Annotated in this window: 15 protein-coding genes; 14 read left to right on the forward strand and 1 reads right to left on the reverse strand. The window is 31.2% G+C overall.

The features are described 5' to 3' along the window. The 14 genes from ACE94K_RS03935 (at position 1) to purD (ending at position 17,228) form a co-directional block, all read left to right on the forward strand. On the forward strand, positions 1-1,089 hold the full coding sequence (locus tag ACE94K_RS03935) for an MraY family glycosyltransferase (RefSeq protein ID WP_378180251.1): 1,089 nt from the start codon (positions 1-3) through the stop codon (positions 1,087-1,089). Positions 1,090-1,120: 31 nt separating this feature from the next. Beyond that, positions 1,121-2,380, forward strand: coding sequence for an oligosaccharide flippase family protein (locus ACE94K_RS03940; protein ID WP_378180253.1), 1,260 nt, complete (start codon positions 1,121-1,123; stop codon positions 2,378-2,380). Next, positions 2,346-2,999 (forward strand): class I SAM-dependent methyltransferase, encoded by a 654-nt coding sequence (locus ACE94K_RS03945; RefSeq protein ID WP_378180256.1) that lies wholly within the window; start codon positions 2,346-2,348, stop codon positions 2,997-2,999. Before ACE94K_RS03940 ends, ACE94K_RS03945 begins: the two co-directional genes overlap by 35 nt. Before the next feature lie 342 nt (positions 3,000-3,341). Next, positions 3,342-4,352 (forward strand): glycosyltransferase family 2 protein, encoded by a 1,011-nt coding sequence (locus tag ACE94K_RS03950; protein ID WP_378180258.1) that lies wholly within the window; start codon positions 3,342-3,344, stop codon positions 4,350-4,352. Positions 4,353-4,357: 5 nt separating this feature from the next. Then, positions 4,358-5,602: an O-antigen ligase family protein gene (locus ACE94K_RS03955; protein ID WP_378180260.1), complete on the forward strand. Its 1,245-nt coding sequence runs from the start codon at positions 4,358-4,360 to the stop codon at positions 5,600-5,602. Further along, positions 5,586-6,683 (forward strand): glycosyltransferase family 4 protein, encoded by a 1,098-nt coding sequence (locus ACE94K_RS03960; RefSeq protein ID WP_378180262.1) that lies wholly within the window; start codon positions 5,586-5,588, stop codon positions 6,681-6,683. The genes ACE94K_RS03955 and ACE94K_RS03960 overlap by 17 nt, the downstream gene beginning before the upstream one ends. Before the next feature lie 49 nt (positions 6,684-6,732). Beyond that, on the forward strand, positions 6,733-7,977 hold the full coding sequence (locus ACE94K_RS03965) for an O-antigen ligase family protein (protein ID WP_378180264.1): 1,245 nt from the start codon (positions 6,733-6,735) through the stop codon (positions 7,975-7,977). Positions 7,978-8,172: 195 nt separating this feature from the next. Further along, entirely contained in the window at positions 8,173-9,336 is a 1,164-nt protein-coding gene (locus tag ACE94K_RS03970; RefSeq protein ID WP_378180266.1) for a glycosyltransferase family 4 protein, read from the forward strand. A gap of 5 nt (positions 9,337-9,341) precedes the next feature. Further along, a complete protein-coding gene (locus ACE94K_RS03975; protein ID WP_378180268.1) occupies positions 9,342-10,685 on the forward strand; it encodes an undecaprenyl-phosphate glucose phosphotransferase in 1,344 nt (447 codons plus the stop codon). Between the two features lie 184 nt (positions 10,686-10,869). After that, on the forward strand, positions 10,870-12,183 hold the full coding sequence (locus ACE94K_RS03980; protein WP_378180270.1) for a UDP-glucose dehydrogenase family protein: 1,314 nt from the start codon (positions 10,870-10,872) through the stop codon (positions 12,181-12,183). Between the two features lies 1 nt (position 12,184). After that, positions 12,185-13,165: a UDP-glucuronic acid decarboxylase family protein gene (locus ACE94K_RS03985; protein ID WP_378180272.1), complete on the forward strand. Its 981-nt coding sequence runs from the start codon at positions 12,185-12,187 to the stop codon at positions 13,163-13,165. Between the two features lie 6 nt (positions 13,166-13,171). Continuing rightward, positions 13,172-14,524: an exopolysaccharide biosynthesis polyprenyl glycosylphosphotransferase gene (locus ACE94K_RS03990; RefSeq protein WP_378180274.1), complete on the forward strand. Its 1,353-nt coding sequence runs from the start codon at positions 13,172-13,174 to the stop codon at positions 14,522-14,524. Positions 14,525-14,584: 60 nt separating this feature from the next. Then, complete coding sequence (locus ACE94K_RS03995) at positions 14,585-15,841, forward strand: O-antigen ligase family protein (protein WP_378180276.1); 1,257 nt, start codon at positions 14,585-14,587, stop codon at positions 15,839-15,841. 115 nt (positions 15,842-15,956) lie between these two features. Further along, a complete protein-coding gene (gene purD, locus ACE94K_RS04000) occupies positions 15,957-17,228 on the forward strand; it encodes a phosphoribosylamine--glycine ligase (protein ID WP_378180278.1) in 1,272 nt (423 codons plus the stop codon). A gap of 76 nt (positions 17,229-17,304) precedes the next feature. On the opposite strand, the gene ACE94K_RS04005 is transcribed toward purD, so the two are convergent. Continuing rightward, positions 17,305-17,535: a uracil phosphoribosyltransferase gene (locus ACE94K_RS04005; RefSeq protein ID WP_378180280.1), complete on the reverse strand. Its 231-nt coding sequence runs from the start codon at positions 17,533-17,535 to the stop codon at positions 17,305-17,307. Between the last annotated feature and the right edge of the window lie 63 nt (positions 17,536-17,598).

Genomic DNA, 17,598 nt, shown 5'->3' on the forward strand with positions numbered 1-17,598 from the left:
ATGCCAAAAATTATTGGTTTAGTTAAATATAAAAATTTAATGGATGATCCTAACATTAGAAGTTCGCACGTAAAAAGGACACCAACTTTAGGAGGAATAGCTTTTTTTTATTGTCTTGTTTTTGGTTTGTTTTTTCTTCATACTTTAGATAAATATGATGAAGCCATATACATTATTCCTGGGTTAACAATTTTACTGGTAATCGGGCTAAAAGATGATCTTGTTGTGCTTTCTCCATATACAAAACTGGCAGCTCAATTAGTGGCTATTGCTTTTATACTGAGTAATCAAAGCTTTCAAATATTATCGCTAAATGGGTTTTTGGGGATTCAGGGAATTCCTGTTTATCTTTATTATCTACTCGGTGGTTTTATGATGTTGACTGTAATAAATGCCTATAATTTAATCGACGGGATAGACGGACTAGCTTCGGTTGTCGGTATTGTTATTTTGGTTATTTATACTACAATTTTTTATTTAACTAAAGAATATTTTTACACACTCATTTCACTTACATTGAACGGTTCATTAATAGCATTTTTAAGCTATAACTTGTCTTCTAAAAAGAAAATTTTCATGGGAGATACTGGTTCATTAATTGTAGGATTTATGATTAGTATACTCACCCTGAAATTTCTAGCATTATCACCAGAATCATACGATAGCTTACCTTTTTTATTAGAAAATGTTCCGCTGATAGCAATAAGTATTCTTATCGTTCCATTGTTCGATACGGCAAGGGTTTTTACAATTAGAGTATCCAATAAGCGAAGTCCCTTTTCTCCAGACAGAAATCATACCCATCATATCTTAATCGACAGCTTTAAACTTTCTCACAAGCAAGCTAGTTTTATTATAGGAGGCTTTAATTTAATTTTTGTCATATTAATGGTTATTTTAGGTAGCACCTCTTATAATTTTTATTTAGCTCTTTTTTTAATAAGTTTTTTTATAATTCTAGCATACATTTTTTATCGTTTTAATTATAGCTTCGCAAATATTAAAAGAAGAATTCTATTTAAGCGCAAAGTTGATAAGATCAAGGATGATGTTTTCAAAAAGAAAGAAACAAAATCAGATGATAGATAGCTATTCAGATTCTACCCAACAATAATTACCGATGAAACCCCTATCCAAAGATCTTACATATTTTCTATCAGGATCAGTTTTTCTCGGATTTAGCAGTGCATATTCTTTATTAGTCCCTGTAGTGATTATTCCATACATTATTAAGACCGTAGGGTTGAATAATTATGGGTTGTCAGTCATAGCATTTTCGGCTACTTTTTTTTTATCATTGATCATTGATTATGGGTATACAATATCAGGAGTTAATAGTCTGTCTAAAAGTAAATCTGATGACGAAAAAGGAAAAATTATAAGTAAAGCTTTATATACAAAGTTGATACTTTTTTTGGGCTTACTTTTGCTATCTGGTTTACTAGTTGTATTGGTTCCGTACCTTTGGGAGCATCGCGTGTTGTTTTCCCTTTCTATGGCGATTCCATTGTCGTCTATTTTTAATTTGAATTGGGGCCTTCAGGGACTTCAAATGATCAAACCGCTATGTGGTGTATCAATTTTGAACAAAACGATATATCTAATAGGAATATTGTTATTCGTTAAAAGTACTGGCGATTATATTTACATCAATTTTGTTTTTGGTTTAGGAGCTATAGCAGCTGGATTACTTTCATTATACTTAATAAAAAGAAGAATTCCTCTTTCCGCTATTAAGTTTACTTTCTCTGATTTTATATCTGAAATCAATGAAAGTATACATTATTTTGTTTCTAATATTAGTATTTATGTTTCCACCAGTTTATATCCTATCATTCTTGGTTTTTTTGTTTCTGCCGAAATAGTGGGGGTTTTTGCAGCAATAGAAAAGATCTACAATGTTATGCGGGCTCCTTTCTCTATTTATATTAACCTAATGCTACCTAGAATTTCATTTAAAGTGGAAAAGTCCCTGAAAGAAGCAATAGTATCAATTAAAAACACTTATATCTTTGTTGTCGGTTTTATATTGATTATAACACTAATTGTTATCAATTTTCAGATAGAAATTGTTAGATATTTTGTAAAAGATTACTTTGATTTATCCATACATTTGCTTCAAACAGCCTGTGCTGGAATTATACTCGTTCTTTTCAATTGCCCTATTTATTTATTATTAGTAGCAATGGACCAAAGAAAGGCAATTATGAAAACATTTCTGTTTGTTCCTGTAGTTGGGATTATTACCTGTTTAGCTTTATCAAAATTTTATGGAGCAAAAGGAGCGTTTTACACAATTGTTTTTGTAGAATTTAGTTATGTAGTCTCATTAAACGTATTATTTTATGTTAGAAAAAATATATTTAGAAAAGGAGCATGAGTATTTTTCTAATGTTAGAATAGATATAGTAGATTTTATTAAGGATCACAAAAATTTAAAAATTCTTGAAATAGGCGCTGGAAAAGGCAACACTTTATTATATCTTAAAGAAAAAGGGATAGCCTCAGAAATACATCTAATTGATATTATTGACATTATTGATTGTAAAGAAAATTTTGATTCTATTCAAATTCTTGATATTGAAGAAACCAGAATTGAAACCTCTGTCAAATACGACATAATTATATTGGCAGATGTCTTAGAACATTTAAAAACCCCAGAACAAGTAATTAACCAATTAAAAGAACACTTAGTAAATGGCGGGAGTTTTTTGGTAAGTTTACCAAACATTAGAAATTATTCTGCTTTTATAAAAATTTTTATAAAAGGAAGCTTTAAATATGAAGATGAGGGTATTTTTGATCGTACACATTTTAGATTTTTTTGCAAATCGGATATGATAGCATTGTTCGATTCACATAAAGATTTGAAAATAGAAGCTATAATACCCAACAATAAAATTATAAAATCTAAAGCATCGACTATAAATAAATTTACATTAGGCATGTTTACTCAATTTTTTACCACTCAATTTTTGTTAAAAGTTCAGAAGAAGTAATACTCGAGACAGTTCTGTTGGGGTGATTTTTTATTAGTTGTAAAAGTAAATTAATAACGAAAATTAATCGTATCATAAGCTATTTCTAATTTTAGAAAAACTTTTAAGTATATACGATGTTGAAATTATATATGTAACTAAAAATGTTCTGATTGCCGATTTGACAATTGAAAACATGTAAGATTTAATGGTAACTGGGATATGGCTTTAATTAATCTTTTACTGAACATCAATCATACAGAGAAAGAATGATTTTATATTATAGAATACAATAGCAACGGTACTAATTTCACTTTACAAAAAGCGCAAAAAATTATAGAGTATGAAGCAAACCCTTATAATTTGATAAATAAGCTATACATAGTATTAATTAACTTTAACGGATATCAAGATACAATTGAATGCTTGGAGTCAATCCTTAAACAAAGATGCAGTAACTTTCAAGTACTTTTGATAGATAATAGTACTTCAGATGACGATGTGATTCAATTAAGTAGCTGGGCAGATGGTAGTTCTAAGAATCAAATAAAAACGCTTTATTCTGAAATTGTATTACCAATAACAGCTAAACCAATTGATTACAGCTTAGTTTCAGAAAAAGAGTCTATAATTAGAAAATATACAAACAAACTTTTAATTATAAAAGCGGAAGAAAACAAAGGCTTCGCTGCAGCGAACAATATAGCATTGAGATATGTGAAAAAATTTGGAAAAGCTGAAGATTTTATATGGCTACTTAATAATGATACAATATTAGGGCCTGACACCGCAAGTAATTTAGTAACAGAACTCAATAAATATACTTCAGATACTGATAAAATATTATTTGGAACACCTTTAATAGAATATTACGAGCCCACTAGAATGCAGGCAATTGGTGGAAAATATAATAGGTTTACCGGTATTACTTATCACATAGGAAGTAATACGTCTATAAAAGAGGATTTAAATTTTAAATCTTTCCAACTAGATTATCCTGTTGGAGCTTCTATGATGTTCTCCCATGATTTTTTAAAAGAAGTGGGTTTAATGAACGAATCATATTTTCTCTTTTATGAAGAAATAGATTTGGCTGAAAATGCTAAGCGAGTAGGGGGCAGAGTAGAAATACTAGACGTTCGAGGAGTTTATCATAAGCACGGAAAATCAACACTAGCTACCGATAAAAAAGAAAAACCTGAGTTTATCGATTTGACTTCCCTTCAAAGCAGAATCTTATTTTCAAAAAGACATTATAAAAATTACCTTTGGTCAGTAAAATTATTTATTTTGACCGTTACAGTTTTCAGGAGGTTACTTTCGGGCAACTTTAATCGTATTCCTAAGATTATAAAATTGGTACTTACCACTTAAATATTTTGAAAAGTAAAGATAAGATACTTAGCATTCTATTGCTGTTATTTCTAACTTTTTGTGTTCAATTTACAGATGTGAAAGTTGGATTGATAAAGATTTCTGAGCTTCTATTGTTAGGTTTAGCTCCCTTTATTTTTTCAAAAAAGATCCATAAATATGTAGTATATCTTTTAGCCTTTTTTACAGTTACAACACTTATTTCACTCTGTGTTACCTATTTCTCTGATTTCGAACACTTAGGAAATTCATTTCTTAAACAACCATATTTAATAACTATAGGAAGATATGTGGAGTTAGTAACTTGTTTGGTACTCTGTAATTTTGTTGTTTTATATTTTGAAGTACTCAAGAAAAAGAACACCTTTCATTATTATCTTTTAAAGTTTATTGATCTAAACATAATCATTACTGTAATTTTTGCACTAGTTTACGTGTTAGTTTTGATTGATGTTTTGAGCGTAAATGACACTAGATTAGTATATAATTATGATATAAGACTAAGAGGATATTTTGTTGAAGGTGGACCCTTCGGATTGATGCTTAGTTTTATTTTTATATTGACCAGCTTTTTTAAAAAGTCAAAAAAAAGAGATATTAAACGACTTTTTTTAGTTGTAGTGATATTATTTATGGCACAGTCGAAATCGGGATTTCTATGTACCGTGTTATGGATAGGTATAGAAAACTATGATTTTTTAAGAAAAAAAATAAAGTCATTCGTCTATCCCCTGGTTATAATAGGAGCGATAGGTTTTTACTTTTTGTTCATAAATATTGGGAGTATGTATGTTCGCGAAATAGGTAGAGTGGAACAGGCTGTTATTATTCGGCCCACCGATCCAAACCTTATTATGGGTAGAATTTCAGGAGTTTTTATAGTACCAAAAATAGTAGCAAATCACCCGTTTTTTGGAATTGGAACAGGCAATTACCCATTGTTACGTAACAACAAAGAGTACCGAGGTTTTTTTCCGCTACCTCCAGAAGAGATTAGAATTAAAGATGCACACGGATTTGGCGGATTAATTGATATATTAGTAGACAATGGTTTTCTTGGGCTATTGTTTTTTTTCTTCATTATTTGGCATCGGTATAAAACATTAAAGCATCGTAATCACCTAAAATTACTGTTAGTAGGCTTTCTTATGTTATTCTGCTTTGGAGTGCAGATATATTTTCTATATCCTTGGATATTATTTGGTTTAATATTAACGAAAGAAAATAAAATAGATGCGGTTAGTTGTTGATATTCGATTAATTCATAATTCTGGGATTGGGACGTATATAAAAAATATATTACCAGGCATCATTTCTTCATTTGATGAAGTTATTGTTTTGGTGAATAAAGAAGGAATTGATGAATTCAAATGGAAGAATAGAGTTCATGTAATTACTTTTCCATATAAAACGTATAGTTTTCTAGAACAGTTATACTATTCCTCGGTAATTCCTGAATGCGATGTTTTTTGGACTCCCCATTTTAATGCTCCCTTATTTTCGATTAAATCAAAAAAAAGAATAGTCACCATCCACGATGTAAATCATATGTCAAACCCTTCTAACTTTAGTAGAATAAAAAGACTTTGGGCAAAGGTTTTATATCAGAATGCTGTCAGGAAGAGTGATTATATTATTACGGTTTCAGAGTTTTCTAAATCAGAAATTTTAAGACATTTTAAGGCAGAAAAACAAAAACTAAGTGTCGTTCATTGTGGTGTAAAACAGAATTATGGTAAATCAATAAATACAGAAGACTGTTCGTTGGCTTTACCGAAATCGTATTTTTTATTTGTTGGAAACGTAAAACCGCATAAAAATTTGATCACGTTATTGCAAGCATATAAAGAACTTGATAAATCTGTTAGAACTACATATAAATTGGTGATCCTTGGTAAAAAAGAAGGTTTTATTACTAATGATTATAAAGTTTTTGAGTTTATAAAAGAACATAATCTGGAAAATGACATTTATTTTACGGGATGTATAAAAGATCAAGAAGTCCCGATTGTGTATCATCAAGCAACAATGTTTATTTTTCCTTCACTCTATGAAGGTTTTGGATTGCCTATTTTAGAAGCAATGAGTTGCGCTGTGCCTGTTTTGAGTTCAGACAGAACAAGTTTACCTGAAATAGGAGGCGCGGCATCGTTGTACTTTGACCCGTCAAATTTTGCAGAATTAAAAGAAAAAATCACTTTACTGGTTAACGATAAGAAATTACAATCAGAAATGATTAAAAAGGGAATTGAACACGTTAAGAATTTTAGTTGGGAACAATCGATTCAAAAGCATATAAAGATTTTAAACCAACTAGCTAAGAATGCTTAAGTAAATTGAAAAAATCTTCTGAAAACAGGATGATCGACTACAGGAAACAATGAAACATAAATTTATTAATCATTATAGTGATATTCAATTCTTACTATTGATGGTATTGGCTGCTTTTCCAATACTTCCAAAAGGAGTGCAAAGCACATTAATTATCATAATGAGTGTTCTGTCGATAATTTATTTTTTTATTGATGGCAAGAAGTATTGGAGTATTAAGAAAACAAAAGTTTTGATGGTTCTTGGTTCTCTCCTTTTTATCTCTTCTTTAAGTTTGTTTTATTCAAATGACGTAAGGCTAGGATTCAAATACATTTTGCGTTTATCGCCTGTAATTTTGATAGTGCTGGTTTTATTAATTAAAAAAACTGCGGTATTGAAAATAGACCAATTATATAAAATCCTTCTAGTCTACGTAATCTCGCTGTTTGTTCTTTTGCTATTTCTTTATTTTAACTTCTATGCCCAGATAAACGACAATGACATATCTCCCTGGGAGTTGCGTAGTCACATTGAAGAGTGGACTAACGTTCATGGCACATATTTATCTATGTGGATCGGGATGGGTATCTTAATTTTAATATGGTTATTCCAGAAATTTTTTATAAAAATCTGGATGAAAATGATAGGAGTACTGTTCTTTATATGCTTTTATTATTGGCTATACATTATTGGTGCAAGGATGCCATTTTTTGCAACTGTTGTATCATCAATATTGCTGTTTTCCTTTTCACTAAAAGTCCCCTTAAAGTTTATTTCAATAGGTTTCTTGATAGCTGGAATTTCAGGTTTTATCCTATTTGGGTATCAAATTTATTCTAAAGTGGAAGAACTAAGTAATTACGAAAATGCCATACCACCGGGTAAATATGAGAATACAAATCCACTTATTTCTAATGAAAATATAAGAAGTGTCATCTACTATTGCTCACTAAAAAATATTGTTGAGAAACCTTTTTTTGGTTATGGTGTAGGTAGTGTAAATCAAAAAATGCAAGAATGTTATGATAGGGAGTTTAGTCAGACAGATCTATTTAAGAGGTTTCAGTTTAATTCGCATAGTCAGTATCTTCAGGTTATATTATCTTCAGGATTGATAGGATTTTTATTATATGTTATCTCACTTGTTATTTTAACTAAATGGTCTTTCAGATGTATAAAACTTCATTTTGGCTTTTTGATATTAATCTTGCTTTGTTTTACTTTTGAGAACATCCTGTATAGGCATGATGGGATTATTTTTTTTAGTTTTTTTAATACAATTTTATTTTTTGCGAGAAATAAAGAAAATTAGGGTTATGAATCATTTGGTTCATGGTAAATTTTGATTTATTTCCTGAGTATTTAACGTATCGAAACTTAATAATAAATTATTAAAAAGGGTTACTTTTATACCTTTAGAATATATAACACAACAAAGTTAGAAGTTTAACGTACAACAGTTTCTAATTTTTTTTGTTATCGAATATTGTTAGCCCTTAATTCATACATGATAGATAATATTAATAAAGCACTTATACACGACTGGTATACGCAATACAGAGGAGGAGAAAGATGTGTAGAAAGTTTCACCAATATTTGGAGTGATTTTGATCACTATACGTTGGTGAACACCTTGAATGATAAAGAGTGTAAAAAAATTTTTAAGGGTAAAAAAACAACCACTTCTTTTATAGAGAAACTTCCTTTTGGTAAAACAAAATATCGTTTATACTTACCTTTTTTTCCTTTTGCTGTAGAACAGTTTGATTTGGGGGATTATGAATTGATTATATCTTCCTCTTCTTGTGTTGCAAAAGGAGTGTTGACACGACAGGATCAACTACATATTACCTATATGCATTCTCCTGTGAGGTACGCTTGGGATTTATACCAACAATATTTAAAAGAAAGTGGGTTTCAGAAAGGAATAAAAGGTTTAATTGCTAAATATTTTCTTCATCGGCTTAGACTCTGGGATGTAGCTACTGCCCATAGGCCGGATTATTATATTGCAAATTCAAAATATGTGGCAGGAAGAATTAAGAAGATTTATAATAAAGAAGCAAAGGTGATTTATCCTCCAGTGGATACTAATGCTTTTGAAATCTCAGAAGAAACTTCTGATTATTATGTTACTTGCTCATCCATGGTTCCCTATAAAAAGGTAGATTTAATTGTAGAAGCATTCACAAAAATTAAAACCAAATTAATAGTGATAGGAGATGGACCGGACTATAAAAAGATCAAAAAACTCTGTTCTGATAATATTGAATTGAAAGGGTATCTTGACACCAGAGGAAAGAGCGAAATTCTAAAAAAAGCAAAAGCGTTTATTTTTGCTGCTGAAGAAGATTTTGGAATTGCTCCAGTAGAGGCGCAGGCTTGTGGGGTACCAGTAATTGCTTATGCCAAAGGAGGAATTTTAGAAACGATAAAAGGAATTTTTATTTCAGAAAACAAGGTACAAAATCCAACAGGTGTTTTTTATAAAGAACAAACTATAGAATCGCTTTTGGAAGGTATACAATTTTTTGAAAAAAATGAAGATCTATTTAATAGAGAAGTAATAAGAGAACATTCTAAATCTTTTAGTAAAGAAAGGTTTGAAAGAGAAATTAAAGAAACAGTACAGCAATTATATTCTCAATGGAAAAGAGAAAATAATTCTTAAATAATATGCATACAGGAAGACATTCTAAATACATAAGACCGTTAGTTTACTTAATAGATTTATTGATAGTCTCTTCATTATCTTATTTTTTTCTTTCAAAAGATATAATTGATATTAGCGTTGTTTTATCATTTTGGATGATACTTTCTGTGCTCGTTTCTGTATACGCAGTATATCGTTTTACAAAGATCGTAAAGATTATTTCATTATTTTTTACACAGACAATTTTATTGGTACTCCTGGTTTTTGCTTATTATTATATTATTGAGAAGTATATTCCTACCCAAAATATTATTCAATTTTTTATCCTCCTGCTTCTAATCATTAGTTTTTGGAGAATTTTACTATTTGAAATTTTAAAAAAATACAGGATTATAACAGGGAGTAATAATAAATACGTTGTAATTATTGGAGTAAATAAATCAACAATAAAGTTAGAACAGTTTTTTCAGAATTCTCCCGAGTATGGATACAGGTTTGAAGGGTTTTTTAGTGATAAAGAAATATCAGATAAAAAAGGAACTATAGAAGATAGTTTTGATTTTATTTTGGAAAGAAATATTAATGAAGTGTATTGTTCTGTTAAAGAATTGAGCAATGATCAAATAAAAAGGTTCATTGATTTTTGTGAAACCAATATGAAGATTTTAAAATTTATTGCTGATGACAAAGAGCTGTTTTCCAAAAACCTTCAATTAGATTACTACGATCTATCTCCTATTATTTCATTACGCAAAATACCGCTGGATGATCCAATTAAAGGAGGAATCAAAAGGGTTTTTGATGTTGTTTTTTCACTCATAGTTATTTGTTTAGTACTTTCTTGGATAACACCAATACTGGCGCTATTAATAAAATTAGAGAGTAAGGGCCCCGTTTTTTTCAGGCAATATAGATACGGGGCTGATTTCAATAAGTTTTTGTGCTATAAGTTTCGTTCAATGAACCCCAATAAAGAATCTGATCAAATTCAGGCATCTAAAAATGATACTAGAACCACTAAAATAGGGCGATTTATAAGAAGGACCAGTATTGATGAACTTCCTCAATTTTTTAATGTTTTGTTTGGCGAGATGTCTGTGGTTGGGCCAAGACCGCTATTAATGAGTCATACAGACGATTACAAAGACAAAATTAACAGGTTTATGATAAGACACAATGTGAAACCAGGAATTACCGGACTGGCTCAGGTAAGTGGTCACAGAGGAAATATCGAAAAAGATTCTGATATGCAAAATAGGGTAAGATATGATGTTTTTTATGTTGAAAATTGGTCTTTGATATTAGATATTAAAATAATAATTAAAACTATTTTTAATATAACCCAAGGAGAAGAAAAAGCGTATTAGCTAATCTAGCAAGAGTGCCTAATCATATTATTTTGCCCAAAAAACCTTGATAAATCGTAAGAAAACCCGATTTTTGATTTTTATTTATTACGCACAGAAGGAATCCTAGTTATATCTGCTCAATATAAACAGAGATTATTATCGGCGCCTTCTGCTAACCGATAACAAAATAATATAGAGATACATGAAAATATCAGTAATAGGTACGGGTTATGTAGGTTTGGTAACGGGTACTTGTTTAGCGGAGACTGGCAATGAAGTTATTTGTGTTGATATAGATGAGCAAAAAGTACAAAAGATGCGTGATGGAGAAGTTCCGATTTATGAGCCGCATTTGGATGTACTATTTGATCGAAATATTAAAGCTAATAGATTACAGTTTACTACCTCACTTAAAGAGGGCATAAGTCACGGAGAAATTATCTTTTTAGCATTACCAACACCAGAAGATGAGGATGGGTCGGCAGATCTTTCATATGTTTTGGGAGTTTCTGATGAAATAGGTAAGCTGATTTCGGATTATAAGGTTATTGTAGATAAGAGTACAGTTCCTGTGGGGACTGCTGAAAAGGTTAAGGCAGCGATATCCCTACACGCCACGTGTGATTTTGATGTCGTTTCTAATCCTGAGTTTTTAAGAGAGGGTTTTGCAGTGGATGATTTTCTAAAACCTGAACGTATTGTTGTAGGTTCGTCTTCAGAGAGAGCCATAGAGCTTATGGAGAAATTATATAAGCCTTATGTTAGATCAGGTAATCCAATTATTGTTATGGATGAGAAATCCGCAGAATTGACTAAGTATGCTGCGAATTCATTTTTAGCTACCAAGATTACGTTTATGAATGAAATTGCTAATTACTGTGAAAGGGTTGGTGCAGATGTGGATAAAGTGCGGATAGGTATGGGGACGGATTCCAGGATAGGGAAGCGTTTTTTATTTCCGGGGATTGGTTATGGAGGTTCTTGTTTTCCAAAAGACGTAAAGGCTTTACATAAGTCTGGAAAAGAGGATGATTATGACTTTAAGATTTTAGAATCAGTAATTGAGGTAAATCAACGTCAAAAGGTTGCTTTAATTCCTAAGATAGAGAATTATTTTAAGAATGATCTAAAGGGTAAGACCTTTGCGATTTGGGGACTTGCATTTAAACCAGAGACGGACGATATCAGAGAAGCCCCTGCGTTGGATGTTATTGATCTTTTGTTGAGCAAAGAAGCTAAAGTTAAAGCTTTTGATCCCGAGGCGATGGATAATGTTGAGAGAAGATATGGAGATAGCATTACGTTTTGCGAATCGATGTATGAGGCATTGGAGGGTGCAGATGCTTTAATTATATGTACAGAGTGGAGTATTTTCAGAACCCCGGATTTTAAAAGAATCAAGAATGATCTTGTAAATCCCGTTATTTTTGATGGGAGGAATTTATATGATCTTGAGGATATTGCCAAAGAGGGACTCACGTATTTTTCTATAGGAAGAAGAGATATAATATTATAAAATGAAGAAAATTCTAATTACAGGAGCGGCAGGTTTTTTAGGCTCACATCTTTGTGATCGATTTATCAAAGAAGGGTATCAGGTTATCGGTATGGACAATCTTATCACTGGAGATCTGAAAAATATAGAGCATCTTTTTAAGTTGAAGAATTTTGAATTCTACAATCACGACGTTTCAAAATTTGTTTATGTTCCGGGAGAATTGGATTATATATTACATTTTGCGTCTCCTGCAAGTCCGATAGACTATCTCAAAATTCCTATTCAAACGCTTAAGGTTGGATCTCTAGGAACCCATAATCTTTTGGGATTAGCTAAGGAAAAAAGTGCAAGAATATTAATAGCTTCGACAAGTGAGGTATATGGAGATCCTTTGGTTCATCCACAAACAGAGGATTATTATGGAAACGTTAATACTATTGGTCCTCGAGGGGTTTATGATGAGGCAAAACGTTTTCAGGAATCAATCACTATGGCATATCATACCTATCACAAAGTAGAAACTAGGATTGTTCGTATTTTTAATACGTATGGACCAAGAATGCGATTAAACGATGGAAGGGTAGTACCTGCTTTTATAGGGCAAGCCTTAAGAGGAGAAGATCTTACAGTGTTCGGGGATGGTTTACAGACACGATCCTTTTGCTATGTAGATGACTTAATTGAAGGAATCTATAGATTGTTATTTAGTGAGTACGTGTATCCGGTAAATATTGGAAACCCTAATGAGATTACTATTAGAGATTTTGCAGAGGAGATTATAAAGCTAACAGGAACGGATCAAAAGGTAATCTATCAGCCACTTCCGGTTAATGATCCTTTACAAAGGCAACCGGATATTACAAGAGCTAAAGAAATTTTAGGATGGGAGCCAAAAATTGATAGGTCAGAGGGAATGAAACGTACTTTAGAGTACTTCAAAGGCTTATCTGAAGAAGAGTTGTATAGAAGTGAACACAAGGATTTTTCATCTTATTCTTGATATTAAATGCACCACAAAAGAGGAGGATACTCATATTTAATTAGACCAATACTGATTGTAATTGATCTGCTCATTTTATTGACTTCTTCTTTTTATTTTCTAAGTGATATAGCCAACAATCAACTGTATGTGTTTTTATCATTCGTATGGTATATCTCTGCTTACTTACTAAATTTTTATGAGGTATATAGGTTTACCAGAATAATCACTATTATTTCTCTTTTAATAAAACAAGGGCTACTGATTTTAATACTTTTGTTTGCATACTTTGGAGTACTTAAAATAAGCTTCTTTTCTATAAAAGATATCTTTTCTTTTATTTCGGTCGCGATTTTTTCAATCGGTGTTGTAAAAATTATTTCTTATTATGCGCTTAAAAGATACCGTTCATATCTAGGAGGTAATAATAGAAAAGTAATTATTATAGGAAATAACAAAAGTGCACAGCAACTGAAAACTTTTTTTGAGAAAAGAAAAGATTTAGGGTATCATGTATTGAAGGTGTTTTCAGACAAACTTACTGACAAAATAGAGGATAGTTTTGATTTTTTGCAAAAACAAGAAGTTGACGAAATATATTGTTCAATCGATGAAATTTCTGACGAAATAGTGAATGAATATGTAAAGTACGCTGATAAGAATTATAGTGTGCTTAAATTTATACCTGACACACAACGGATATTTTCTAAGCGATTGCAAACGGATTACTATGAATACCTTCCGGTACTGTCAATTCCCGAAGTTTCCCTAAATAGTGCAACCAATAGAGCCATAAAGAGAGCTTTTGATATAGTTTTTTCTTTATTTGTAATTGTGTTTATACTTTCTTGGTTGATACCTCTGTTATACGTTATCATAAAATTAGAATCTAAAGGTCCGTTAATTTATAGCCACAGGCGAAATGGAATAAATTATAAAGAGTTTGTTTGCTATAAATTTAGATCAATGAGAGATGAGGACTTTTCTGATCTTGTCCAGGTTAAAAAAGAAGACCATCGAGTTACTAAAATTGGGCGTTTTATGAGAAGAACAAGCATTGATGAATTACCTCAATTTTTTAATGTCTTTTTTGGAGATATGTCTGTAGTGGGGCCTAGACCTCATATGATTTCATATACCAAGGAGTATGCAAAAAGAATAGATAAATATAATTTTGTGTTTCGACATTCAGTTAAGCCTGGTATCACAGGAATGGCCCAGATCAAAGGGTATAGAGGTGAAGTAGAGAATGATGAGGATATTATAAATCGAATTAAATATGATATTTTCTACATAGAAAACTGGTCGTTGTTATTGGATTTAAAAATTATACTGGACACAATCATTAACTTAATAAAAGGACAGGAAAAAGCCTATTAGTGATTAGGTTCAACTTCCAAATCGGTGAGATTAAGTAAAAAAATATATGAACTTTCAGAAATGTTTTATAAACATGATGATCTGGTATTAACCATTTTCTGGAACAGCCTCTATATAGCATTTCTTTTATTGCCATTAGGAATTAATCTTCCAACTCCTTTTTTTATAGTTTCTATCGCTCTTGGGTTAATCAACATCTTCAAATCTGGGAAGAAATTTGATATGGACAATAAAATTGTTTTGTTGTTTCCATTATACTTTGTGATAACGTCAATTAGTTTAGTATATACAGATAATATTTTGGATGGATTTAATCTGATACAACGATCTCTATCCTTATTAGTATTTCCGTTAATTTTTCTTTTTGTTAAAGAAGATGCATCTACCGTTAGAAAACTGTTTGATTTCCTGCTTCTAGGATTGATAGTTTCATTTTTTATAAACTTTTCAATGGCTATGTACAACGTGGTCATAATAATTAAAGGTGAGTTTACATTTGAAATTTCAATAAACAATCTGACCATTTTTATCGACGCACTGATGAGTGGCTGGAATTACTTCATAGGAGACGAATTTTCAAAACTAATCAACCCCAGTTATCTTTCACTTTATATTTTATTAGTGTTAAGTTATTATCTAAAAAAAAGATTAGATACAGCGCTCCGAACTTTTATCGTTGTCATTCTGTTCCTATATTTATTTCTTCTTGCTTCTATAGCTGCTTATCTAATTTTAATGATCATGTCCTTACTTTTAATATTTAGTATAAAAGATCAAAGCAGAAAACACATTATGTATATAATGTTTCTTTTGGGACTTGTAGTTTTTCTAAATAACCCACGCGTTTTTGATTTTTATTCTAAAGTGAAAGATTTTGGAAGCACCATAGAACACGTAAATTCTACTTCGGAGAAAGCAAGATTGTTGTCATGGAGTGCTAGTTTTGAATTAATTGAAGAAGCGCCTTTATTTGGATACGGGATTGGAGATGCTAATGATGTTTTGGTCAAAAAATATAAGGAATTAGGATACAGGTATAATTTCGAAAATCAATACAATGCTCATAATCAATTCCTCCAAACCTTTCTTCAAACAGGAATTCTAGGATTTGGAACCTTGATAAGTATTTTTATGGTGTTGGCCATTCGTATGAAAAGAAGTCGAAATGAATTTTCGGTTTTTATAATACTCTTTATTTCACTAGTATTTGAATCCATGCTGGTAAGATTTAACGGAATTGTATTTTTCTCTGTTGTTATTCCGTTATTACTCAAAAAGAGGAGTATTTTAAGTAGTAGGATTATACGTAATGTTTAATATTATTATTGACATCAAAATTAATAAAATACACATCAAAAATATTAGTATGAAAAAAGGTAAAGAATTACTTTTGAATGCTTAATAATTAGCGATAAAACAACCATTTAAAAAAATGAATATTTTAGTATTAGGATCAGGAGGAAGAGAACATACATTTGCTTATAAAATTGCTCAAAGTAGTTTGTGCGACAAATTGTTCGTAGCACCCGGAAATGCTGGAACAGCAAAGATTGCTCGTAATGTGCCGATCTCAGTAACTGATTTTGAAGCCATTAAAACATTTGTATTAAAGGAGCAAATAGAAATGGTTGTTGTTGGCCCAGAGGATCCGTTAGTAAATGGAATCACTGATTTCTTCGCAAAAGATGACGATCTGGGAAAGGTATCGGTTATTGGCCCATCACAAGAAGGAGCAAGATTAGAAGGGAGTAAAGAATATGCTAAAGAATTCATGTTCAGGCATAATATACCGACAGCAGCATACCAGAGCTTTACAGCAAACACGGTGAACGAAGGAAAAGAGTTTCTGGAAACATTAAAACCACCATACGTACTAAAAGCAGATGGTCTTGCGGCAGGTAAAGGAGTTCTTATTATCCAAGATATTGAAGAGGCTAGAGCTGAGCTGGAAAACATGTTGACAAATAAAAAGTTCGGAACGGCTAGTGAAAAAGTGGTGATTGAAGAATTTCTGGACGGAATAGAGTTAAGTGTATTTGTACTGACCGATGGTAAAAATTACATAACATTACCTACTGCAAAAGATTACAAACGTATCGGAGAAGGAGATACGGGTCTTAACACGGGAGGAATGGGTGCGATCTCTCCAGTCCCTTTTGCAGACAAAGCTTTTATGCATAAGATTGAAGAGCAAATTATTAAACCCACAGTTCTTGGTCTAGCAAAAGAAGGTATAGATTATAAAGGTTTTATATTTATTGGATTGATCAAGGTTGGAGATGATCCAAAGGTGATAGAATATAATGTACGAATGGGAGACCCCGAAACAGAAGCCGTTTTACCAAGAGTAAAAACTGATTTGGTATCATTATTTAAACATGTATCCAATCAAACCTTAGATCAAATCAATATTGAAATTGACACAAGAACTGCTATTACAGTAATGACAGTTTCTGGAGGGTATCCTGAAGCGTATGAAAAAGGAAAGGAAATTACAGGAATTGATCAAATTTCAGACTCCATAGTTTTTCACGCAGGAACCAAGTTGGAGAAAAACAAAATAGTTACTAATGGTGGGCGAGTTATCGCAATAACTTCCTTTGATGATGATTTTAGAGAAGCACTAAAAAAGTCTTATAAAAATATTGAAAAATTACATTTTGATAAGATGTATTATCGAAAGGATTTAGGATTTGATTTATAAGAAAAATCTGTAGAGATCAAAAAAGCTCATTAGAATTTCCAATGAGCTTTTTTGATGGTAAATATTTCTAAATTATTTAATCTAAAAAAGAATGCGCTTTTGGATCTCTATCCTCTTCTTTGTTGTCGTTAAATTTCTTCAACTCCTTCATCCAGTAGAAAAAAGCCACAAAACCAATGAGCATAAATAACCAATTAACAACGTTAGCGGCTGTCCAACTTTCTAACTCTAAAGCCCTAAGACTATCCAATGGAGCAAAAAGAACGTCGACAAATAGAGATTGAATAGCTTCAAAAAAATCTTTCATAATATGATTTTCATTTTCTTTATAAAAAACTAAGTAAAACTTTTTATAAATAAGTTATATTAT

Origin of the sequence: Aquimarina besae, assembly GCF_042434905.1 — a bacterium.
In the GTDB taxonomy this organism is placed as follows: domain Bacteria; phylum Bacteroidota; class Bacteroidia; order Flavobacteriales; family Flavobacteriaceae; genus Aquimarina.

Bases quoted from the DNA above. Each gene is read 5' to 3' on its own strand.
- ACE94K_RS03935 (WP_378180251.1), top strand. From the start codon at position 1: ATGCCAAAAATTATTGGTTTAGTTAAATATAAAAATTTAATGGATGAT.
- ACE94K_RS03940 (WP_378180253.1), top strand. From the start codon at position 1,121: ATGAAACCCCTATCCAAAGATCTTACATATTTTCTATCAGGATCAGTT.
- ACE94K_RS03945 (WP_378180256.1), top strand. From the start codon at position 2,346: ATGTTAGAAAAAATATATTTAGAAAAGGAGCATGAGTATTTTTCTAAT.
- ACE94K_RS03960 (WP_378180262.1), top strand. From the start codon at position 5,586: ATGCGGTTAGTTGTTGATATTCGATTAATTCATAATTCTGGGATTGGG.
- ACE94K_RS03965 (WP_378180264.1), top strand. From the start codon at position 6,733: ATGAAACATAAATTTATTAATCATTATAGTGATATTCAATTCTTACTA.
- ACE94K_RS03970 (WP_378180266.1), top strand. From the start codon at position 8,173: ATGATAGATAATATTAATAAAGCACTTATACACGACTGGTATACGCAA.
- ACE94K_RS03975 (WP_378180268.1), top strand. From the start codon at position 9,342: ATGCATACAGGAAGACATTCTAAATACATAAGACCGTTAGTTTACTTA.
- ACE94K_RS03980 (WP_378180270.1), top strand. From the start codon at position 10,870: ATGAAAATATCAGTAATAGGTACGGGTTATGTAGGTTTGGTAACGGGT.
- ACE94K_RS03985 (WP_378180272.1), top strand. From the start codon at position 12,185: ATGAAGAAAATTCTAATTACAGGAGCGGCAGGTTTTTTAGGCTCACAT.
- ACE94K_RS03990 (WP_378180274.1), top strand. From the start codon at position 13,172: ATGCACCACAAAAGAGGAGGATACTCATATTTAATTAGACCAATACTG.
- ACE94K_RS03995 (WP_378180276.1), top strand. From the start codon at position 14,585: ATGTTTTATAAACATGATGATCTGGTATTAACCATTTTCTGGAACAGC.
- purD (WP_378180278.1), top strand. From the start codon at position 15,957: ATGAATATTTTAGTATTAGGATCAGGAGGAAGAGAACATACATTTGCT.
- ACE94K_RS04005 (WP_378180280.1), bottom strand. From the start codon at position 17,535: ATGAAAGATTTTTTTGAAGCTATTCAATCTCTATTTGTCGACGTTCTT.